General features: G+C 43.5%; 23 protein-coding genes and 3 pseudogenes. 16 read left to right on the top strand and 10 right to left on the bottom strand.

What is annotated here, in order from left to right; translation table 11 throughout:
- Nucleotides 1-154: 154 nt before the first annotated feature.
- Nucleotides 155-415: pseudogene (locus tag BTO30_RS17725) on the bottom strand (ABC transporter permease); the annotation flags it as partial.
- A gap of 308 nt (nucleotides 416-723) precedes the next feature.
- Nucleotides 724-1134 carry a DUF4395 domain-containing protein gene (locus BTO30_RS14230; RefSeq protein ID WP_075399379.1) on the bottom strand — a complete coding sequence of 137 codons (411 nt, stop codon included), beginning with the start codon at nucleotides 1132-1134 and terminating at the stop codon, nucleotides 724-726.
- A 285-nt stretch (nucleotides 1135-1419) separates the two neighbouring features.
- Here BTO30_RS14230 and BTO30_RS14235 point away from each other — a divergent pair, with 285 nt between their 5' ends.
- On the top strand, nucleotides 1420-2526 hold the full coding sequence (locus BTO30_RS14235; RefSeq protein ID WP_075399380.1) for an HD-GYP domain-containing protein: 1107 nt from the start codon (nucleotides 1420-1422) through the stop codon (nucleotides 2524-2526).
- 107 nt (nucleotides 2527-2633) lie between these two features.
- Here the strand turns inward: BTO30_RS14235 and BTO30_RS14240 are convergent, their stop codons facing one another.
- From BTO30_RS14240 to BTO30_RS14255, 4 genes are read right to left on the bottom strand one after another with little or no spacing between them, the layout of a single operon-like run.
- The gene (locus BTO30_RS14240) at nucleotides 2634-2762 is read right to left on the bottom strand and encodes a cyclic lactone autoinducer peptide (protein ID WP_083632445.1); all 129 of its coding nucleotides are present in this window, start codon (nucleotides 2760-2762) and stop codon (nucleotides 2634-2636) included.
- Between the two features lie 7 nt (nucleotides 2763-2769).
- Nucleotides 2770-3384, bottom strand: coding sequence for an accessory gene regulator B family protein (locus tag BTO30_RS14245; protein WP_075399381.1), 615 nt, complete (start codon nucleotides 3382-3384; stop codon nucleotides 2770-2772).
- A gap of 4 nt (nucleotides 3385-3388) precedes the next feature.
- The gene (locus BTO30_RS14250) at nucleotides 3389-4219 is read right to left on the bottom strand and encodes a sensor histidine kinase (protein ID WP_075399382.1); all 831 of its coding nucleotides are present in this window, start codon (nucleotides 4217-4219) and stop codon (nucleotides 3389-3391) included.
- A 2-nt stretch (nucleotides 4220-4221) separates the two neighbouring features.
- Nucleotides 4222-4692, bottom strand: coding sequence for a hypothetical protein (locus BTO30_RS14255; RefSeq protein WP_075399383.1), 471 nt, complete (start codon nucleotides 4690-4692; stop codon nucleotides 4222-4224).
- A gap of 488 nt (nucleotides 4693-5180) precedes the next feature.
- Between BTO30_RS14255 and BTO30_RS14260 the strand changes: the two genes are divergently transcribed.
- The 3 genes from BTO30_RS14260 to BTO30_RS14270 are packed head-to-tail and all read left to right on the top strand — an operon-like array spanning nucleotide 5181 to nucleotide 6657.
- Nucleotides 5181-5525 (top strand): ASCH domain-containing protein, encoded by a 345-nt coding sequence (locus tag BTO30_RS14260; protein WP_075399384.1) that lies wholly within the window; start codon nucleotides 5181-5183, stop codon nucleotides 5523-5525.
- A gap of 9 nt (nucleotides 5526-5534) precedes the next feature.
- On the top strand, nucleotides 5535-5969 hold the full coding sequence (locus tag BTO30_RS14265; protein WP_211272848.1) for a hypothetical protein: 435 nt from the start codon (nucleotides 5535-5537) through the stop codon (nucleotides 5967-5969).
- A gap of 16 nt (nucleotides 5970-5985) precedes the next feature.
- Nucleotides 5986-6657 (top strand): GNAT family acetyltransferase, encoded by a 672-nt coding sequence (locus BTO30_RS14270; protein WP_075399386.1) that lies wholly within the window; start codon nucleotides 5986-5988, stop codon nucleotides 6655-6657.
- 49 nt (nucleotides 6658-6706) lie between these two features.
- On the opposite strand, the gene BTO30_RS14275 is transcribed toward BTO30_RS14270, so the two are convergent.
- Nucleotides 6707-8113 (bottom strand): sigma-54 interaction domain-containing protein, encoded by a 1407-nt coding sequence (locus tag BTO30_RS14275; protein WP_083632446.1) that lies wholly within the window; start codon nucleotides 8111-8113, stop codon nucleotides 6707-6709.
- A 374-nt stretch (nucleotides 8114-8487) separates the two neighbouring features.
- Here BTO30_RS14275 and ahlS point away from each other — a divergent pair, with 374 nt between their 5' ends.
- Nucleotides 8488-9336 (top strand): AhlS family quorum-quenching N-acyl homoserine lactonase, encoded by an 849-nt coding sequence (gene ahlS, locus BTO30_RS14285; RefSeq protein ID WP_075399388.1) that lies wholly within the window; start codon nucleotides 8488-8490, stop codon nucleotides 9334-9336.
- Between the two features lie 18 nt (nucleotides 9337-9354).
- Nucleotides 9355-10536: an iron-containing alcohol dehydrogenase gene (locus tag BTO30_RS14290; RefSeq protein ID WP_075399389.1), complete on the top strand. Its 1182-nt coding sequence runs from the start codon at nucleotides 9355-9357 to the stop codon at nucleotides 10534-10536.
- A 60-nt stretch (nucleotides 10537-10596) separates the two neighbouring features.
- On the opposite strand, the pseudogene BTO30_RS14295 reads toward BTO30_RS14290, so the two are convergent.
- Nucleotides 10597-11495, bottom strand: a pseudogene (locus BTO30_RS14295) (aldo/keto reductase).
- Between the two features lie 176 nt (nucleotides 11496-11671).
- On the opposite strand from BTO30_RS14295, the gene BTO30_RS14300 reads away from it, so the two are divergent.
- Nucleotides 11672-12154 (top strand): COG4315 family predicted lipoprotein, encoded by a 483-nt coding sequence (locus tag BTO30_RS14300; RefSeq protein WP_075399390.1) that lies wholly within the window; start codon nucleotides 11672-11674, stop codon nucleotides 12152-12154.
- Between the two features lie 63 nt (nucleotides 12155-12217).
- On the opposite strand, the gene BTO30_RS14305 is transcribed toward BTO30_RS14300, so the two are convergent.
- Complete coding sequence (locus tag BTO30_RS14305) at nucleotides 12218-13291, bottom strand: CdaR family transcriptional regulator (protein ID WP_075399391.1); 1074 nt, start codon at nucleotides 13289-13291, stop codon at nucleotides 12218-12220.
- A 131-nt stretch (nucleotides 13292-13422) separates the two neighbouring features.
- Between BTO30_RS14305 and BTO30_RS14310 the strand changes: the two genes are divergently transcribed.
- From BTO30_RS14310 to BTO30_RS14340, 7 genes are all read left to right on the top strand, one after another.
- A complete protein-coding gene (locus BTO30_RS14310) occupies nucleotides 13423-14547 on the top strand; it encodes a glycerate kinase (protein ID WP_075399392.1) in 1125 nt (374 codons plus the stop codon).
- Between the two features lie 18 nt (nucleotides 14548-14565).
- Nucleotides 14566-15906, top strand: coding sequence for a GntP family permease (locus tag BTO30_RS14315; RefSeq protein ID WP_075399393.1), 1341 nt, complete (start codon nucleotides 14566-14568; stop codon nucleotides 15904-15906).
- Between the two features lie 161 nt (nucleotides 15907-16067).
- Nucleotides 16068-16337: a hypothetical protein gene (locus BTO30_RS14320; protein WP_075399394.1), complete on the top strand. Its 270-nt coding sequence runs from the start codon at nucleotides 16068-16070 to the stop codon at nucleotides 16335-16337.
- Nucleotides 16338-16438: 101 nt separating this feature from the next.
- The gene (locus BTO30_RS14325; RefSeq protein WP_075399395.1) at nucleotides 16439-17602 is read left to right on the top strand and encodes a M20 family metallopeptidase; all 1164 of its coding nucleotides are present in this window, start codon (nucleotides 16439-16441) and stop codon (nucleotides 17600-17602) included.
- A 110-nt stretch (nucleotides 17603-17712) separates the two neighbouring features.
- Nucleotides 17713-18648, top strand: coding sequence for a ribokinase (gene rbsK / locus BTO30_RS14330; protein WP_075399396.1), 936 nt, complete (start codon nucleotides 17713-17715; stop codon nucleotides 18646-18648).
- A gap of 18 nt (nucleotides 18649-18666) precedes the next feature.
- Nucleotides 18667-19167 (top strand): PTS sugar transporter subunit IIA, encoded by a 501-nt coding sequence (locus tag BTO30_RS14335; protein WP_075399397.1) that lies wholly within the window; start codon nucleotides 18667-18669, stop codon nucleotides 19165-19167.
- A 67-nt stretch (nucleotides 19168-19234) separates the two neighbouring features.
- On the top strand, nucleotides 19235-19474 hold the full coding sequence (locus BTO30_RS14340) for a hypothetical protein (protein ID WP_075399398.1): 240 nt from the start codon (nucleotides 19235-19237) through the stop codon (nucleotides 19472-19474).
- A 385-nt stretch (nucleotides 19475-19859) separates the two neighbouring features.
- On the opposite strand, the pseudogene BTO30_RS14345 reads toward BTO30_RS14340, so the two are convergent.
- Nucleotides 19860-20479 (bottom strand): annotated as a pseudogene (locus tag BTO30_RS14345) (arginase family protein).
- Between the two features lie 112 nt (nucleotides 20480-20591).
- Between BTO30_RS14345 and BTO30_RS14350 the strand changes: the two are divergent.
- On the top strand, nucleotides 20592-21194 hold the full coding sequence (locus tag BTO30_RS14350) for a chromate transporter (RefSeq protein ID WP_075399399.1): 603 nt from the start codon (nucleotides 20592-20594) through the stop codon (nucleotides 21192-21194).
- Nucleotides 21194-21730 (top strand): chromate transporter, encoded by a 537-nt coding sequence (locus BTO30_RS14355; protein WP_075399400.1) that lies wholly within the window; start codon nucleotides 21194-21196, stop codon nucleotides 21728-21730. The genes BTO30_RS14350 and BTO30_RS14355 overlap by 1 nt, the downstream gene beginning before the upstream one ends.
- The last annotated feature ends 21 nt before the right edge of the window (nucleotides 21731-21751 follow it).

A 21751-nucleotide genomic window follows, 5' to 3' on the forward strand; every position in this document is an offset into this window, starting at 1 on the left:
TATACTGGTGGTTCTGATTTTATCAATCGGTCCGTGATGCAGAATCCGGCCATCAATCTAACAACTTAGGCCGCCTTGTTTCTTCCGTACATTTTCTCATGTAGTATTTTCTTCATTATAGGCACCTCTGTCATAGCAGGCATTTGCAAAATTCTCCCTTTTTAAATCTAGTCGTTGCGAGCATTAAATTAATCAGAATCACATTCCATATGGAGCCGACAACCACTATATCTAGTACGCTGACGGAAAAAATCACTAAAATCACCGTTTAAATAACAGCCAAGATCCCAAAGCCGGCTAAGTAGACAGCGACGATTTCGCCTCTCCGGATAGGGATTGACATCAATCGTTCGAGTGTACCAGATGTTCGCTCTTTTAAGAAAACAATTCCTGAGATCAAAAAAACAAATATGAAGTTTGGCGATAGGGATCAGCTTTTTAATTATAGGGTTGTCAACGGCAATAACCGTTTTCTGGTTTTTGTCCTTTTGCTGTTTGTTAAAGTAAATCATAACGACAAGGCGGGTAATGTCGCTAAATTCCACTCTGTTTATCAGATGGTTTTCGCGCTATTGTATATATGTACAGCACGTCATTTGCTTCACGGATACTGTTTAATTTTTTACGCAGTTTATAAATGAAGGAAGCTTTTATCCCGTTTCGGATGTACTTGGCTGTGGAGCGAGAACAGCCACAGCTCCTGCTTAATCCTAATATGTTTGTTTATGATCCATTCGCCCGGCGATGCCGCCACATCATATATTGATAGCGGATAAAGCAGCCGATGCAAAAGCCCATTAACGCGATGCCTGCCGCAAGCACGACCATAATGCTGAACGCATACCCGGCTGCTGTCCAGCCTGCATAAAAGGAGAGAAGTGCGAGACCCAGGCAGATGGTTGCAATCCATTGGTTAAATATCTGCTGGTCTTTGTCTTCTTGAATATATTGATTTGCCGGTTTCGATAAAAACCTTTTGCTGAATAAAATGATCGGATTTTTCTTTGTGATCAGCGTATAGACACCAATGAAGAACGGCAGCAACAGCCAGGCATGGTGAAAGAAAATACCGATCAGAACGGACACGACCATAAATAGTTGATTCGTTTGAACAAGCGGTTTTGGAATACCCATAATGGTCCCCCTTTCTTCTCAAATCATATTATACATAGTATATTAATCAGAATAAAGAATTTTGCCCGAAGAAGGGTTCAGCAGGTTAAAAACGACGCTTCTTCGCCCGCACTTTGTAAAAATTATAAGCTGATTAGCATAGTTATTAAGGTTATTTTTTTACTATAATCGACATAAAATGACACAAAATGATGTTATAATAATCGCAATGCGTACTTTGGGAATGAACGAAAAGTTATAGATAAATAAAAAATTAAAGATGATGTGGCAGCAAAGGAGAAGAGGATGCGTTTAATCAGCTTGGATCGATATCAGACGGGAATGAAATTAGGGAAACCCATTTATAATGAAAAAGGAAAAGTTTTATTAACTCAAGGAACCGAACTGACAGATAAATTAATTGAAAAATTACAAAAATATAATATTTCTACTGTTTACATAGAGGATGAAGCGTCGGAAGGGATTGAAATTGTAGAATCCATTCCTGAGGAACTGCGTTCTGAAGCGGTTAAGATGATCACAGAAGGTTTTCATACCATCGCCGAACTGCGTGTAAATAGGCCGAATATCCAGAAAATGATGAAATCTGACCGGGCGATCCGAAGTTTTCAAAAGACTTTCAGGGATATTTTAAGTTGTTTAACGGAAAATCAACATGCCCTGAACTTATTGGCCACCACTAAAATACATGAGAATTATGTATACACTCATTCTCTCAATGTATCCATTTATGCCTGTCAGCTGGCCATTGAAAATGGGCTGCCTTTGAAGCAGATTGAAGAAATTGGTTTAGGCGCTACGCTGCATGATTTGGGAAAGCTGTTTATCCCGAAGGAAATTTTAACGAAACCGGGCAAGTTGACAGATGAAGAATTTGAGCAGGTAAAGACTCACTGTGAATTAGGTTTTGAGACGCTCAGAAAAATGGATTCAATTCCTTTAACAGTCGCTCATTGCGCACTTCAGCATCATGAAAGAGTGGACGGAACCGGATATCCGCGGGGGTTAAAGGGAGATGAAATTCATAAATATGCAAAAATATTGAGTGTCGCCGATGTATTTGACGCCGTGACAAGTCCTCGGGCTTACCGGCCGCCGATGCTGCCGCATAAAGGGCTTGAATTACTTTATGCGGGGAGCGGCACACAATTTGAAAGTAAACAGGTTGAATTGTTTAAAGAGTGTATTGCCATTTATCCTCAAGGTTTGACGGTCAAATTAAACGATGGGCGCACCGGCATTGTATCGAAATACAACTTTCATGCCGTTGGACGGCCTGAAATACGCATTATTCGAGATGAAGAACAACAGGAAGTGCAGCCGTATGAAATCGATTTGTCTTCAACAGACCACTTAACGGTTGAAATTGTGGAAGCTGACGCATTATTGTAGTGGGTCAATTGGTAAAGAGCGATTAATAAGAAAAGCGGCGCAATTCGCTGATTGCGCCGCTTTTCTTCAGATTGCGCGAACGATAAAAGAAAACGCGCATATCATGATTAATCTTGCTTTTCCGGTAATTCAGGCTGGTATAAAATAACGCTTGATGCTGAACTGATTTCCGCTTTAGCGATCAGAACGATGGCTGATGCAGCCAGGCCAGCAATCCATTTTCCTGCTTTTTTCATCCTCTTTTCACCTCCTGTCCAAAACTGCTTCGATTTTATATACCACCTTATATGTATAAGGGTGTATGCTGCCCATTTGAAACACAAAGCCTAGAATAGAAGCAAAAATCAGCTCTTTTGAATGATCAATTGAGATGAATGTATACATCAGTAAAAACCATATGATGATCGCAAAAAAAGCGAATTTTCTTAACGTTTTCTTTTGCTTTTCCGTGCACTTTTTATAAAAGTGATTGGACGGTGCGAATCTATAGGCTAAAAATAAGCCAAAGAGAGCAGATAAACAAACCAGGATGAAAAGGGTCTGCGTGTGAATAAAAGGGCCCGCCCACTTGGCTGTATAAGACGCACCGATCATAATCACCAGACCGGCTGTTAAACAACGCATATATGTAGAGTAGTGGTGCCCGCCCGTCAGCGTACGAAAAAAGGAGAATGTAAAAAGGACACAAACAAGCGGCTGAAATAATCCAAGTATATAGGCTGCCGCTAATAAGGTCATTACTTTAATCCATCCGCTGAGTAATATTTCAATCCCATAGCGGAGATAGTCAACTTCATTTTTTCTGCCGGAGTATGTACTTAACGTGACGGCCAGTTTTCGGCTTATTTTGGTGATCATATCTTCATCCTTTCGGAAAATGAATGGTAAATACAATCAGCTCATCTTCAGTTTTTATATCGAGCGATGCATGATATTTTTTGGTGATTTCCTGTATAATGGACAATCCGAATCCTCTGTTTTCCCCGCTGTTCGATGTTTTAGTCGAATACCCGATTTCAAAAAATGCAGGGTCAAACGTGTCAATTTCACTTGAGTTTTTCACTATGAGCTGCAGATGCTCTTCTATTTCCGTGATTTCAAGTATAATCAAGCGCTCCTCTTCAGGTAATGCAATGGCTGCATCAAACGCGTTATCAAGCAAATTGCTTATTAAACGAATTAAGTCAGTGGAGGAGAGAATATGGACAATCTCTTCGGTCAAAATATTTACTTTAAAGACTACTTTTTCTTTTTGATATGTATCCATCTTTGAGAACAGCATCGAGGCCAGTATAGGATTTTGAATGCTCAATGCCTGATTGTTAATACGGATATCGCCAATCATCTCTTTTATGTAATGAAGGGCGCTTTCAGACTCCTGAATACTCAACAAACCGAATAAGACGGTTAAATGGTTATTCAAATCATGACGATCGGAACGTACAGAAGCCACTAATGCGCAAAATTGCTCTTCATGTGTCGTTTCGGTAAATTGAATTTTTTTCTTTGACTCTCGCTGATGCATGCCGCCTAATAAAATGAGAGATAAAATATTCAACAGTACGACAAAAATTAAGTGAATAGGAATGCCTAAAATATAAATTTCATCATGAAAGACGATTAATGATACAAAAAATAAAGTCATCAGTAAAATTTGCAGGAGCACGATCAGAACAAGTATGATAATATTCATAGCTATTGTTTAACAAATAAAGGGATATTTATTTTTACGCGCCTTTTATAAAGGACATATGAGATCATCGACATAGGCAGGATGACCGCCCCATACCCAATAGCTATTCGTGTCCAAGGGCTGTTTAATATTTCGTTGTATTGCAAAGAAAAAATTTGAAGATAAAGCAGCGTAAACACGAGCTCAAGCACAGTTAAGCAAACAAACGAAATCAGCGCTAAAATAAAACCATGAGTAAACGTCATCCGAAAAAGGATTGCAGCTAATACGGAAAATAAGATAAGCATAAGAACAGGCTTCAATGAATTATTCATCCATATGCTTAATGTGAAAGCTGCCGCTCCGTACAAAAGAGAGAAAATAAGAATGGACTTTATATGATCTTTCATTGAAATTCCAAAAAGGGCAAACACAAAACCGATTAATGTTATTGCTTCAGGAACGTTTAATAAGAAATAACTATACCATGCCATACTTTTTCACCTTCAAATTATCTATCATTTTATAGAGCATATCATATTTTTGATAAAAAAAGAGGTGAAATCCATGATTTTTGTTTCTTTTCAAGAGGAAAAATAACTTATTTAAATCGATTTTGCCTGTATTAAATTTCCAAAGTTACACAGCCGGACATTCAAAAAATGCGGCTTATGATTCTATCTCGCGGGAAGGCTGTATATATATGCTTAAATTTTCGAATAATGTGAGAGAAGGGGCAAGCAAATTCAAGGCCAGAGGCATGACCTTGAACTTTTTCTACAACTCGGACGCATATTTATTCAAATCAATGCTCATCTTCTCAATCTCTTCTCTAATCAATTTTTTAAATTGAATACACTCGGCCAGCGGCTCATTCGAATTAATTTTCATACGCGAAATTTAACTGCACATTATAGACGTCAAAAATCACGAAATATGATAAAGTGAAAGCCTATACAATAAATAAAAGGTGGTTTTTTAGATGACAAATCAAAATGAAAATGCGGCGCTGCCTCCTAAAACGTGTACGATTGATCGTTTAGTCACGATGGAAGCGGATGTTCAGAAAGTATTAAACGGTGAAAAAACGGCAACTCGCCGCAATGGCCGCTATGCGGACGTTGGCGAAATCATGACGCTTGAAGGCCGCGATTTTGTGGTGGAGCGCGTATACTCGCAGTCTCTTGGTGAATTAACAGATGATCACGCGAAACAGGAAGGGTTTGCAACGGTGGAAGAGTATAAAAATGCGATTTTATCTTACCATCCGGGTATGCCGTGGCTTCCGCAAATGCGTGTTTGGGTTCATGAATTCCGCGCGGTGTAAAGCGTGAACATCGTTTATCAACTGATTTTGTATTTACATATTTTCAGTGCCATTTTGTCTATCGGGCCATTTTTTGTGCTTGTGCCAATGACAAAAAAAATGAAGACAGCGGAAAATGAGGTGCTGCTGGCCTATTTATCTCTGTTTAAGTCTGCTGTCGGGCTTGTCAAACATGCCGGACATGTTCTGGTGACGACAGGTGTTTTACTTATTTGGCAAAGTGCATGGTCGTGGACAACATCGTGGGTGGTCATGACAATTGCGGTCATGGCCGGTTCGGTGTTTTTTCTGGCGCGTGCTTTTTCACCGGTCATTCGCAAATTTCAGGAGCAGAAGCTGAGTGAGGAAGAATTGATACGCCGGCTGCATCGTTCTGTATGGATTTATATTGCATTGTTAATGATGATGTTATGGTTTATGGTCTCAAAACCGGTGTTATGGTAAAAAAGGAGGTATTTTTATGGAATATGTACAAATTAAAAGCATTGAAGATCCATTGTTTGCGAAGCTGCACAAAACCATGCAGGAAGTATTTCCGCCGGAGGAAGTGCTTGAATATTCATTGTGGGAAGAGCCGCTTAAAGACCCGACGATCCGCGTTTTTTTGGCGGTGCATGAAGATGAAGTCGTCGGTGTGACCGAGTACCGTTACAATAAAGAGCTGAATGTGGCGATGACGGATTTTACGATCATTACGAAAGAAGGGCTCGGTGTCGGCCCGTTTTTGGCGAAAAAGCGCCATGAAGACTTGATGAACCTGGCGGAAGAACATGACCTTGACTTGATCGGCATGTTTGCGGAAATTTACGATCCATATCGTGCAGCGGACCATTCATTTGGTGGTATTAAAGTAATGGACCCGTTTGTCCGCCGTGAAGTGCTGTCACATCTTGGTTATCAACGTCTTGATTTCCCATATGTCCACCCGGCGTGGACAAATGAAGGGGAAGCGGTAAAAGAGCTGGATCTTTGCTTTTTACCTTATAAAGAAAATATTCACTCATTAAAAGCAAGCTTTGTCCGTGACTTTATTACGACATACTATGGTGTGCTGTCCAATAAGCCGCCGGAATGGCAAAGTATGATTGACAATTTAAATAAACAAACCGATATTTTGTTAAAACCTTTATAATGAAAAAGCCAATGTTTCACGTGAAACATTGGCTTTTGGTCATTGGATATTAAATGCTGTTTTTTTCCATACCCCATTTTTTCATTTTCTTCACAAGCGTTGAATGATCCACACCTAAAAAAGCGGCCGTTTTTCTAATGGAATCATGCTTATGAAGCGCATCTTGTATAATTCTTTTTTCGTACTGCTCCACACGCTCTTTTAAAGAAGAAAGAGATTTTGTGTGGGGCTGGCTTGTGAAATGAGGCGGCAGGTCGACAGGTTCAATCGTCAGCGATGGGACAGATACAAGCATGCCTTCGACTAAATTTCGGAGCTCCCGCACGTTTCCGGGCCAATGATAGTTTTGTAAAATATGTTTCGTTTCAGCTGAAACATGCTTTTCAATATTGTACAGCTTGGAAAAGTAGGCGAAAAAATGATCGAGCAATATTTCAATGTCCTCAGGCCGTTCACTTAAAGGGGGGATGGAAAGCTCCACGACTTGCAGCCGGTAGTATAAGTCTTCCCGAAAGGTCCCTTTCCGAACAAGCTCCTTTAAATTTTGATTCGTTGCGGAAATGATGCGAATGTCCAGCTGCTTTGCAGATGTACCGCCTACGCGCTGTATTTTCTTTTCCTGCAGCACCCGCAGCAATTTAACTTGCAGCGCCAGCGGCAATTCGCCAATTTCATCAAGCAAAACCGTACCTTTATCGGCCAGCTCAAGCAAACCGATTTTTCCCTCCTGCCGCGCACCGGTAAAGGCGCCTTTATCGTACCCAAAAAGCTCTGATTCCAGCAATTGTTCAGGAATCGCTCCGCAGTTTACTTTAATAAAAGGCTCTTCTTTTCTGTCACTTAATTGGTGAACTAAATTGGCAATCACTTCTTTCCCCGCTCCGGAAGGCCCTGATAATAATACGCTTGTAGGAAATGGAGCGATTTGCCTGATTTTATGAATGATTTCTTTCATACGCATACTTTGAAAAATGACTTTTTCATCGGATCCGTCTGTGGAGAAGGTATAGCGGTTTTGGCTGAGTTGTGAAAAGTTTTTTGCTTTCGTTAATTCTTTCGTTAATTCATTTAAGTGCGTAATATCTCTCACGCTCGTAACAACCATTGAAATATTGCCTGCTTCGTCGAAAACAGGGTTGCCTGTCGCGATGACATCTTTTTTTTGCTGGCCGATTTGCTGCAAAATAGAGATTCGCTTTTTGGCTTCTAAGACGAGCAGTGTAACGGATTGATCGAAATAGCCTCTATCCATTAACTCACTCATGTGGAAACCGACAAGTTCCGCACGTTTGAACCCTGTAATGTTTTCATAGGCTGCATTCACAAATAACGTGCGTCCTTCATGACTAGCAACATACAATCCGTCGGCAGAAAACTCAATAATTTTTTCCAACTGTCTGAAGGAATGATCAGAAACGTTTTCAAATAATGGCGATTGAACATAAATATCCTTCATAATAGCCTCCTCTGGAATAAAAAATCGGTGAAAATGATCACCATCTGAGGAAAATCTTCACCACATCATATTAGTGATGGAACCATCAATGAAGCATTCTTTTGGTGAATTTTATCACCATACAATCTTTTATACAAAGTATATGCCGCGCAGAATACCCTTTTTCATTTTGGCACGCATCTTGCAATATAATAAAGAGAACGGGGGAGCAGATCCTGACGCAGCTCGAAATGTTGAATCGGGCGTTGTTAGTATCATTGAAATTCCAGATTTATGAAAGCGATTCCATATTTAAAGGGGAATATGCAGGAGAAGAAATGATCAGGTTAACATTCGCAGCAATCAAATCACCATTTTAAGGGAGGAACAAGACAATGTGCGGTATTATTAAACCGAACCCGAAGTTGTATGTAATGGATAATGGCCGAATGAGAATGGATAAAAACTGGATGATTGCGATGCATAATCCGGCGACTGTGGATAACCCGAATGCACAGACTGAATTTGTAGAGTTTCCTGTATACACGGTGCTCATCGATCATCCGGCAGGAAAAATTCTTTTTGACACCGCCTGCAATCCGAATTCAATGGGACCTGAAGGCAGATGGAGTGCGGCAACACAAAGTATGTTTCCAATCTCGATGAGTGAGGAATGCTATCTTCACAACCGCTTAGCGGAATTGAACGTAAGACCGGAAGACATTAAATATGTAGTGGCGTCTCATCTACACCTTGATCACGCCGGCTGCTTAGAATTGTTTACGAATGCGACGATTATCGTGCATGAAGATGAACTGAACGGCACGCTGCAGACATATGCGCGCAATCAGAAAGAAGGAGCGTATGTGTGGGGAGATATCGATGCATGGATTAAAAACAACCTTCAATGGCGTACAGTAAAGCGGAACGAGGACAATCTTGAACTGGCAGAGGGAATCAAAGTCTTGAATTTTGGGAGCGGTCACGCTTGGGGAATGATCGGCCTTCACGTTGATATGCCGGAAACGGGCGGCATTATACTCGCCTCGGACGCCGTTTACACAGCAGAAAGCTTCGGTCCGCCAATTAAGCCGCCTGGTATCATTTATGATTCACTCGGCTATGCGAACAGCGTTGAAAAAATACGCAGAATTGCGAAGGAAACGAATTCTCAAGTGTGGTTCGGCCACGATCCAAATCAGTTTAAAACGTTCCGCAAATCAACGGAAGGCTATTATGAGTAAACAGGAGGCCGGAGAAGAATGAGCACTGCAAAGTTAACTTTTACTCCATTAAGCTATACAGGCTGGGGGTCTCTTTCACATCTCGTACCGGAAGTGGAAAAACATGCTCCGAAGAAAATTTTAGTAGTCACTGACCCGATGCTGGAGAAAATCGGTTTGACGAAGCGTGTGACAGATCCGCTTAAAGAGAATGGTTATGAAGTGACGGTTTACACCGATGTTCTGCCGGAGCCGCCGTTGGAAACAGGCGAAAAACTCGTGTCGTTTACACGTGAAGGCGGCTTTGACATGGTTGTCGGCGTCGGTGGAGGAAGCGCGCTTGATTTAGCTAAATTGGCAGCAGTTTTATGTGTTCATGAAGGGTATGCAGCCGATTACTTAAATTTATCCGGTACAAAGCAGGTCACGCAAAAAGGGCTGCCGAAAATTCTAATTCCTACAACAGCGGGAACAGGTTCTGAAGTGACCAATATTTCCGTGCTATCGCTGGAAACAACAAAAGACGTAGTTACACATGATTACCTGCTCGCGGATGCCGCCATTGTCGATCCGGAATTGACGGTTTCTGTACCGGCAAAAGTGACAGCCGCAACCGGAATTGATGCATTGACCCATGCGGTGGAGGCGTACATTTCGGTTAACTCAAGCCCTGTAACGGATGGTTTGGCTTTGCAGGCAATTCGGTTAATTGGCCGTTCGCTTCGGAAAGCTGTGAAAGATGGAAATGATCAGCAGGCCCGCATCGATATGAGCAACGGCAGTTACATCGCCGGTCTTGCCTTTTTCAATGCCGGTGTAGCGGGTGTGCATGCACTCGCGTATCCGCTCGGCGGTCAATTTCACATTTCACACGGCGAATCCAACGCGGTGCTGCTGCCGTATGTCATGGGTTACATCCGCAAAAGCTGTCAGACGAAAATGGCAGATATTTTAGATGCGCTGGGCGGAAATTCAAGCTATTTATCAGATGAAGAAGCGTCATATAAATGTGTAGAAGAATTGGAGCGAATCGTAAAAGATGTAGGCATTCCGTCGACATTAGCCGGGTTTGATATCCCGGAATCGGTCCTGGAAAGCTTAACAAAAGACGGTGTTCAGCAAAAACGAATACTCGCCAGAAGTCCGCTTCCGTTAGAGGAAGACGATATACGAAACATTTACCGGTCCGCTTTTGAAGGAGCCATTGTGGAACCGTCATAAGAACAAGAATGAGGCTCCCTGATAAGTTATGATTGATGAACTTACCGGGCAGCCTCACGTTTATATAATATCCAGCGGTATTTTTTTCTGCGGTTTTGGAAACACTTTATCCAATCGATGTAAATCCTCTTCTGTTAATTCAATCGAAGCCGCTTCCGCATTTTCCAGAACGTGATGTTCCTGTACCGCTTTAGGGATGGCGATCACATGATTCGTTCGGATCGTCCAGGCAAGCGCAATTTGCAGCGGTTTGACGTTATATTTCTGTGCAATTTCTTCAATGACCGGATCACTTAACAGCTGTTTTCGTAACGAACCGCCTTGTGCGAGGGGGCTGTACGCCATAATCGGTATATGGTGTTTCCGCTGCCATGGAAGGAGGTCAAAATCAATGCCTCTCGAACCGAGATGGTATAATACCTGGTTGACAGCGCAATGAGAGCAGTCAGGAGTGTTCCATAACTCCTGCATATCATCCGTATCAAAATTGGAGACACCCCATCTTAAAATCTTTCCTTCTTTTTTCAGTCTTTCCATGCCTTCGATGGTTTCCTCTAACGGAACCCGGCCTCTCCAGTGTAAAAGATATAAATCCAAACGGTCCGTTCGAAGCCGCTTTAAGCTGTTTTCGCATGCGGCTGCAATCTTGTCCAAGCCTGCGTGATGAGGATACACTTTGGAAACTAAAAAAACATCTTCTCTGCGTCGTTGAATGGCTTCGCCGACTAAACGCTCCGAATCGCCATTTCCATACATTTCAGCTGTATCAATGATTTTCATACCTAAATCGATGCCGAGCTGCAGCGCTTTTATTTCGCCGCTTTTTGATTGGTTATCTTCGCCCATATACCATGTGCCCTGACCTAGGCAGGGAGGGAGGTACCATCGGACAATGTGACGGTACGTTTTTCGAGCTTGTTTTGAATATATACCAATTTCTTTTTATCCATAACGATCATCCTTTCTACTATTACGCACGCATAATGGTATCAGGGTCTATTGTTTCCTTAAACAAATAAGCTATCCAGATTGGCAAGAGCACACGTCCTTTTTACATGTGTAAATTGTTTCACGTGAAACATTGAATAGTTATTCTTCTTTTTGGACAACATGATCTAAAAAGGGGGATGATTTCATGCAGAAAGTGGCTTTTTATGTGTTTGTATTGTTTATACTAGGCGGATGCCGGCCAGATGAGCCGCCCGAAAATATGTCCGCGCCGATCAATGAACCGCAGGAAGCGGCTCAAAATTCAACTGATTCTTTAAAAGTGATGGAAAAAGACGAGACTGGCCGGTATTTGGCTGATTCAACAGGCATGACACTATATTATTACTTGAACGATAAACCTGGCGTATCTGCCTGTACGGATCAATGCTTAGATGAATGGCCGCCTTTTTATATCGGATCAAATAAAGTGCCGGAAGATTTCAATGAGGCAGACTTTGGCGTCATTACCCGTCCTGACACAGGCGAAAAACAAACGACCTACAAAGGATTTCCTTTATATTATTTTTCACGTGATCAAGTGGCGGGACAGACAAATGGCTACAGTGCGGATGATAAGTGGTATACCGTTAATAATTCGATTGAACGAATAGCGCTAAATGAAAAATGACAGATGGGACATTCCGGTCTGTCATTTTTTGATTTATTCGATCTTATGATGTTTCACATGAAATCAAGATCGAATCCATAAGGCCGTCTGTAAAGCAATAGCATCTTGAAACCTGCCGGGATGGTATCCGGTAATGTCCGCAATTTGATTGAGCCGGTAGGTTAGGGTGTGGCGGTGAATTTGCAGGTGTTCCGAACATGCGGCCAGTTGCTGATCAAACTTCAAATACGCTTTCAGTGTTTCGAGAAGTTTTGGAGAAAGGCCGCCTAATAGGCGTTGATAAAAATATTCTGCTTCCACGGAGTCAATGGTTTTTAAAAGGGACAGCAATTCCACCTCATGAAAATGAATAATATGCTTTTGAGCATCACTAAATTGAAGGGCATGCCGGGCCGTTCGATATGTGTAAGGCAGCTGTTCTAAAGTATCAGCGGACCGGCCGATTCCCATGCGGACGACTATATGCCTATGTAAAAGCATTTCCTGAAATGAAGTGACTTTTTTTGTCCATTCGTCCTCGGTTATCCCGGATGCTAAAATAAAAAACTGGTTTATTAGAGAATAGCCGCTTAAAACGGAATTTGAACCGCAGTGCTGTTCAAGAGCATCCGCTAAATCTTCTTGGGAAGACGAAGTGATGTCGGCCACTGCCATAAAAAAAGGTCCGATTGTTTGAAAACCGAGCAATGAAAGGCGTTCGAGCAATGAGGGTGTCACAGGCTGCGAACTTATTAATTCTTCAAAAATCCGCTCCTTCATTTTCTTCTTCCATTCACTTTTTGACGTAATGATTGACTGATGGACCATCATTTCCGTTGTCAGCTGAACAAGGTTGGCAAATTCCTTTAATTCATTCGGATTTCCGGTAATGCCGATAATTCCGACCACTTGATTTTGAAAACGGATAGGCAAATTAAGACCCGGACGCGAGCCGGGCCACCGATGTTTATTTTTGTTCGTAATCGCAAGCGGTTCCCCGGTTTTGGCAACAAATGCTGCTCCTTCATGAATTTGTTCCACCCGATCTTTTTCACCGGAAGCGAGAATCATCCCATTTGTATCCATAATATTAATATTGCGCTGCAGTCTGAGCATCGTCTGTTCGACGATTTGATGAGCAAGCTGCGAAGTTAACATCGGCAACACCTTTCTTTATTTTGTATAAAAAATTCATATAATTATTTAATTAATTTATACATTAAGTATAATGTTTTTTTCTAATCTTCACACTATACTTTTTGTAAGCGCTTCAAAAAAGGGGTGATTCTGTGAAAGTTTTATTATGTCCGGACTCATTTAAAGGCAGCCTGACCGCTTCAGACGCTGCGAAAGCAATGGCTGCCGGCATCAGCGAATACGACCATACCATTCAAACGGTGCTGCTGCCTGTTGCAGACGGGGGAGAAGGAACCGTTACAAGTCTTGTTAATGCAACGAATGGAAAAATCGTCCGTGTGTCTGTTCAAAATCCGCTTGGAAAAAAGATCATGGCTTCATATGGTGTTCTCGGCGATGGGAAAACGTGTGTGATCGAGATGGCAGAAGCATCGGGGCTGACATTGTTAAGAGAGCAGGAACGCAATCCGCTGCTTGCCTCGACATATGGCACCGGCGAGCTTATTCATCACGCTCTGGACGCTGGTTATCGGACGTTTATTCTCGGTGTGGGAGGCAGTGCGACAAATGATGGCGGGGCAGGCATGCTGCAGGCACTCGGTCTCAAACTGCTCGATGATAAAGGAAAAGAGATCGCTGCCGGTGGGCAAGCGCTTCAAACGCTGGTCCGCATTGATCAATCCTCATTTGACCCGCGCATTCAGGAAAGCACGTTTATCATTGCGTCTGATGTCGATAATCCGTTTATCGGTCCAAATGGCGCCTCGGCAATATTCGGTCCACAGAAAGGTGCGACACCGGAAATGGTCGAAACACTTGATCAAAGTCTGTCACACTTTGCTGACCTGATTGAACAGACAACCGGCCTATCCATTCACGATAAGCCGGGAGCAGGGGCGGCTGGCGGTATCGGCGGTGCTTTTCAATCCTTTTTCCCGGCGGAAATGAAGCAGGGCATACATGTCGTGCTCAAAGCCATTCATTTTGAACAGCACATGAAAGAAGCGGATCTCGTCATGACAGGTGAAGGGAAAACAGATCGGCAGACACTATCGGGCAAGGCACCGTATGGAATTAAAGAAATTGCTGCCCGACATCAAGTGCCGGTCATTCTTATATCCGGTGCCGTTGAAGATAAAGAGTTTCTTCGTCTTCATTTTAACGAGCTGCATTCGGTTTCGGGCAGGGGAGTTTCAAAAAAAGAATCCATGGGGCAGGCGTATCAATACTTGAAAAACAAAACGAAAGAGGTTATTTCGGCTTATTTAGAAAACTAACGAAAAGGGGATGGGGATATGTTACTTGCTGTAATTGCACTAAGTGTTGTATTGGTTGTGGCGATGACCGCTTTTTTAAAGCTTCATCCATTTTTATCACTGATCGCCGGCGCTTTTTTCGTCGGAATTGCTTCCGGCATGCCGTTGTTAACGGTCGTTGAGCACGTAAATGCAGGATTCGGCGGTTTAATGACGGGCATCGGTATCGTCATTGTCGCGGGGACGATTATTGGCGTTATTTTAGAAAAATCGGGCGCTGCTTACCGGATGGCAGAGGTTGTGCTGCGTCTTGTCGGTGAAAAACGGCCGCAGCTTGCCATGTCACTTATCGGGTATATCGTGTCAATTCCGGTCTTTTGTGATTCGGGCTTTGTCATTCTATCCAGTTTAAAGAAAGCACTTGCTAAACGTGCGAAAGTGGCGATTGCTTCCATGTCAGTGGCGCTGGCAACAGGTCTTTATGCGACGCATACACTCGTTCCGCCGACACCGGGCCCGATTGCCGCAGCAGGAAATATCGGTGCGGAAAGTTATCTCGGAACGATTATTTTAATCGGGTTATTCACGGCTATTCCAGCTGTGGTTGTCGGTTATATTTGGGCGGTGAAAGTCGGGTCAAAAATCGAAGTAGAGGCCGATTTGGAAGCACTTGATTATGAAGAGATTATTCAATCATTCGGGAAAATGCCATCAACATTCAAATCCTTCTTTCCTATTTTGCTGCCAATTGTTCTGATTGGGGCGGGTTCTGTAGCCGCCCTTTCCGGTGAAGAAAACGGCATCGTGAATGTGCTGACATTTTTAGGATCGCCGTCTGTTGCGTTACTGTTCGGCGTACTGGCTTCTTTTTTGTTATTGCCTAAATGGAATGAAGAAACATTAACAGACTGGATCGGAGAAGGGCTGAAAGAGGCGGCACCGATTTTGTTAATTACAGGAGCAGGCGGCGCATTCGGCGGTGTCATTAAAAATACAGGCGTCGCAGAATTGATTAACGGCTTTGACGTGGGGGACATGGCAGGCGGGGCTTTGTTTCTGCTGATCCCGTTCCTTATTGCCGCCGCTTTAAAAACGGCACAGGGCTCCTCGACTGCGGCGCTTGTCATTACATCATCCTTAATCGCGCCTCTTTTGCCGACAATGGGGATTGATGGAGCGGTTCCGCTGGCGCTGGTTGTCATGTCCATTGGTGCGGGTGCGATGACGGTAAGTCACGTGAATGACAGCTTTTTCTGGGTCGTCACGCAGTTCAGCGGCATGAAAGTGACGGATGCCTATAAAGCACATACAATGGCGACATTATTGCAAGGACTCTTAACAATCATTTTTACGATCATTCTTTGGATGATTTTCGTTTGACGATATTACATGGAGCGGCCGGCACTAAATAAGAAAAGGCAGACGGATTCATCCGCTCTGTCTTTTTTCTTTGTAAAATAACCGGTTCTTTTCGACTAAAATGGGTATAGAGAACATAAGAAGAATTAAAGGGAAAAATAATGAAAACAGGAGGAGAAAATATGAGATGGAAATATTGGAAGGTGGTCTTAAAATATGGTCACGTAGGAAAGCGAAATGAAATTAGTGTAGCTCGTTTTCTTATCACGGAATCGGATTATACATTAGTTATGGTGATGGATGAAGCAGCAGATATGCCCGGCGTTAAACATAACGGGGTCATATCCGTTAAAGAAGTGAGCCGCGAAGAATTTATAACGGGCAAACGAATGGAACAGGAAAATTTTTATTTAAATAAAATGAAAGCGCTTCATAAAATGAAGCCGGCTTAATAAGGGAATTTTCTGGATGAACAGCCTTAGAAGCATGATTTTATTGGCTTTTAAAGCTGTTTTCTTTTATGCTGAATAGAAAAAAGGGGTGGTGTTCCTGTATGATTCAGCTGGAAGAGCTGTACGATGAAATGGTTCAGTTAAGACGTGATTTTCATGAAAAACCGGAACTGTCATTTTTTGAAAAAGAAACACCCGCATTTATTGCAGGTTATTTACGGCATCTCGGTCTTGAAGTCCGAACAGGTGTCGGCGGCAACGGTGTTGTGGCAAAAATAACGGGCCGCAAACAGGGGAAAACCGTTGCATTGCGGGCCGATTTTGACGCGCTGCCGATTCAGGATGAAAAAGAAGTTTCGTATAAATCAAAAGTGCCTGGTGTGATGCATGCATGCGGACATGATGCGCATACCGCCATGCTTCTTTGTGTGGCAAAAGTGCTCGTGGATATGAAGGAAGAATTATGCGGAACGATTGTGCTCATTCATCAATTTGCGGAGGAGCAGGCGCCGGGCGGAGCGAAACCGATGATTGAAGCGGGCTGCCTTGATGGAGTCGATGCGATATTTGGCCTGCATTTCTGGTCGATGATTCCATACGGGAAAGTCGGATGGCGGAATGGTCCGATTATGGCGGCGGCTGACCGGTTTAACTTGACCATTAACGGGAAGGGCGGACACGGTGCTGCTCCGCATGAAACAGTGGACCCTATTGTGACTGGAACCTCATTTATTCAGCAGCTGCAGCATATTGTCAGCCGCAGTATCGATCCGCTCAAGTCTGCCGTCGTCACAGTCGGTCAGTTTCATGCCGGTAATTCATTCAATGTAATACCGGATAAAGCGGAAATTGAAGGAACGGTCCGGACATTTGATCCGGCTGTACAATCGTTCATTATGGCGCGTATGGAAAAATTGGCAGAAAACGTATGTGAATCAGCCGGCGGATCGGGTCATTTTGTCTATACAAAAGGATACCCGGCGGTTGTGAACCATGAAGCGGAAACGAAAATTGTGGCAGCGAGTGCAGAAACAGTCGTTGGCGCAGAAAACACATTTGAAATGACACCGATGATGGGCGGCGAAGATTTTGCTTATTATCTTCAAAAGATACCCGGCAGTTTCTTTTTTGTCGGAGCAGGAAATGAAGAAACGGGGGCTGTTTATCCTCATCACCATCCAAAATTTGATCTCGATGAACGGGCGATGCTGATTGGCGGGAAAATCCTTTTGACAACAGCCCTTTTGTATTTGCACGGTAATTAACCTGTTTTGAAAGCCAATAAAACAGCAGTCCTTAAGACAAGTATTTGATGAAAAAACGTTATAAAATTAAGAGGGATTATGATAAAAAGCAGCGGATTTGAGGTGAGAGCATGGGAAAGGTTGTTGTCATCGGCAGTTACGTCGCTGATTTAATGAGCCGTGCTCCGCATTTGCCAAAGCCCGGTGAAACGGTGCTCGGCGGTCCATTTCAAATGGGGCCCGGCGGAAAAGGCGGCAATCAGGCGGCAGCGGCTGCTCGGAGCGGCTCTAACGTGACATTTGTGACGAAAGTGGGCAATGATTTATTTGGAAAAAATGCGATCGAGCATTTTGAAAAGGAGCAGTTTAATACGCAATTTGTGAAAGTTGCGGATGATGAAGCGACCGGTGCCGCATTAATAGCGGTTGACAATCACGGAGAAAATCATATTGTGATTGCACCGGGTGCGTGCGGCACGATGACAAGTGAAGATGTGCTTGAAGCGGATGGGGCGATCAAGGACGGTGACATCGTTGTCCTTCAGCTGGAAATAAGCTTGTCGGCGGTGAAGACCGCGATGGAAAGAGCCGTTATACATAACGTTCCGGTATTGTTGAATCCCGCGCCATACCAGGAGTTTCCGCGGGAACTTTTGCGGCATGTAACGTATGCCACGCCGAATGAAATGGAAGCAAGTGAGTTAACTGGTTCAGACGTAACCGATGAGGAATCAGCACAAAAAGCAGCGAATACACTGCACGAACTAGGTGTGAAGATTGTCATCATCACACTCGGCCGGAAAGGGGTATTTTTGTCAGAAGGGGTTTCTTCAGGAAAAATCGTTCCGGCATTTCAAGTGGATGCGGTTGATACGACAGGCGCTGGTGACGCGTTTAATGGCGGGTTTGCACATGCGATCAGCAGCGGGCAGTCTCTCGAAGACGCGGTTCAATTTGGACAGGCGGCGGCTGCACTGTCTGTCATGAAGGCTGGTACAGCACTGTCAATGCCGCAAGCGGATGAAATAAAGACGTTTTTGTCCGGGCATGTTGAGGGAATACAATAAAAAAGGAGCGGATGTAAAATGTTTAAAAAATTATTTGGCAAAGAAAAAAAAGAAACGGTATCAGAAGTAGTGTTAATGTCGCCGATGACCGGTAACGTAGTCAGTCTTGAAGAGGTACCGGACCCGGTTTTTTCACAAAAAATGATGGGAGACGGTGTCGCGTTTTCTCCATCAGAAGGCAAAGTCGTGGCACCGGCTGATGCAAAAGTGCTGAATGTTTTTCCGACACAACATGCCATCGGACTTGAAACAGCTGGGGGCCTTGAAGTGTTAATTCACGTCGGACTTGATACGGTCAACATGAAAGGAGAAGGGTTCGACGTTCATGTGGCTGAAGGGGATCAAGTGAAAAAAGGGGATTTGCTGTTAACATACAGCCTTGAACTCGTCCAGGAAAAAGCAGCAAGCACGATAACGCCGATGATTATTTCAAACGGCGATATGGTGAAACAGCTCGACAAACATGAAAATGTGCCGGCAGCTGCAGGGGAAACGCCGGTGATGACCGTGAAACTGTAACATTAAGAAAAAGCTGCCTCTATTTGAACGAAGCGGCTTTTTCATCACCCATAAGGAAGGGATATAAATGCGGTTATATGAAAAACCCGTTAAAGCGTATTTGCAAAATGATTTGGCGGCTTTCGATTCTGATGACAATGACAGGCAACTTATTTATCGTTTTGAAAAAGGTTATGTGACAGTCCTTGGTGAGTTTGATTCCGATGTGTATGCTGGCGGAATAGCTTGTATTATTTTTAATCAGACCGATGTCACTTCCGTTGGAAAAGGAATGCTGCGCTTTATTGATAAAAATCACAAAGACTAATTTACTGCCCTGCGGCGGTTTTCTGGAGCAGTGGTTAGATTTGGTACTAAACAATTTTTGTCCCACAAGTATGGGGGAAGGCCGGATTCTGAGCCGTTTAGGCCGATTTATCAATCTTACAGCCGGATTTTTCCTCATGAAGGCCGAATTTAAGGGGATACGGCCCAAAAACAGAAAATCCGGCCATAGAAATGAAAAAGGGGTGTCTTATTAAGCTTTTGAGACATCCTCTTATGTTTGTTGGCGTCTTTCATTTAAACTGCTTTTTCTTTAAAAATCTTAAAAAATCTATTTAGCAGAGACTATTTTGAGAAATGCCTGTTCCGTTACTGAATAATTCCAAACTGTCTTTAAATGACTTTGCCATTGATGAACCAGTCTCCGCTTATCGTTTTTTGTGCAAAATATGACCGGCAAGCGCATATAAAATAATGGTGGACGATAAATGAGCCGAAAATTGAGACGGGTCCTGCTGCGGGTATACTTCAACAAAATCCATGCCAATCACGCCCTGTCTGCAAATTTCATGAACGAGCGTCAATAACTCATATGATGTCAAACCGTTGCCGTCAACCGGACCGCCCGGGTTAAAGGCATAATCCAGCACGTCGCTGCAAATGCTTAAATAAACACAGTCAACATCATTGGATGCCATTTCATGCAGTTCACGAGCAAGTGCTTTTAAATCTTTATGCTCTCTTATGTCATTAATCGTAACGGTTACAGCACCGGCATTACGCGCGTTTCGGCCGCTTTCAGGCTTATTGCGGGGACCGTGAATACCGGTATGAATGATGCTTTCATTACGGACACCCTCCTGTAACGTGCTGAACTTAAGCGCATCACTTTTGGGCCGAGTTCACACCCCGTGTAGTCACCCCATGTCACAGCGCCTTCCCACGGTACACCATATACGACAGCGTCAACTCCGTTCAAATTATCCTCATGAACCAAATTTTTTGCTCCTAAGAAACAAGGCGTATTGCCATAAATATTTTCACTCATCCAAACAGTCCTTTCTACTTATAAAGATACTCTTCCTATTCCCTGACAGAGTGGAATAAAACCGGGAATTTCAAATGTGGTGATGTTAAAATGATGGTAAGAGGTGAGGCTGATGAAGCTCTTGTTCCAAATTTTTATGATTTTTTTTAAGCTGTCACCGATTACCTTTGGCGGCGGCTATGCGATGATTCCAGTTATAGAGCGGGAAGTCGTGGAAAAGAAGCACTGGCTTAAGCAGGAGGAAGTCACGGATTTATTTGCGCTTTCCGGTTCCATTCCAGGCGCGATTGCGATCAATTCCGCTGCCTTTATCGGCTACCGGATTGCGGGGGTTTTAGGTGCCATTGCGGCTACGATCGGTGTGATGATCCCGACGTTTTTTATCATTGTCATGCTAAGCATTTTTTATTTATTTTTTAGCGATCATCCGAAAGTGGAAGCCGCATTTGAAGGCATCCGTCCGGCAGTTGTCGCATTAATTGTTTTTGCGGCGTATAAAATGAGAAAAGGAGCGGTGGTCGATAAAACAACGTTTGCGGCAGCAGGCTGTGCACTCGTGATGCTTCTGGTTTTACGTCTGCACCCCGTTCTCGTGATCTCGGCGGGTGCGGTTTCCGGCATATTCCTCATTGGCATACAAGACCGTCTTGGCATCGAAACGAAAATAGATGACCATGAACAGCAGCTCGACTACTTCATGGGGGCTGATATTTAATGATTTGGCTCTTATTTAAAACCTTTTTTCTCACCGGGCTCGTTTCATTCGGCGGCGGTTACGCCATTATTCCGGTCATTGAAGCGGAAGTCGTGAAAAACGGCTGGATGACGACCCAAAAGTTTACCGATATTGTAGCGATTGCCGGCATGTCGCCCGGACCTATTGCGACGAACACGGCGATTTTTACCGGCTATCAGGTGTCCGGTCTCACGGGTGCCGCTGTTTCAGCATTTGCGATGGTATTGCCGTCGCTCCTGCTTGTCCTCATTGTTGCCATGTTTTTTTACAAATTCCATCACAGCCGGATCGTCCAGTCCGCTTTTTATGGTTTGCGTCCGGTCGTCATTGCCCTGATCGTCTTCGCAGCGGTGAAATTTGCGCTTTCAAACGGCATGATCGGCACGTTTTCCATGCATACACTCAGCCTTGTGGGCATTTTTGCCGTCTCGCTTTACTCCTTGATCAAGCGAAATACCCACCCAGCCTACGTCATTTTAATGGCGGGGCTTGTGGGGATGGCGTTTTATTCCTGAAGCCGTTTGAAGCCAGAATTA

The sequence above is a fragment of the Domibacillus antri genome, from assembly GCF_001936625.1.
GTDB lineage: Bacteria > Bacillota > Bacilli > Bacillales > Domibacillaceae > Domibacillus > Domibacillus antri.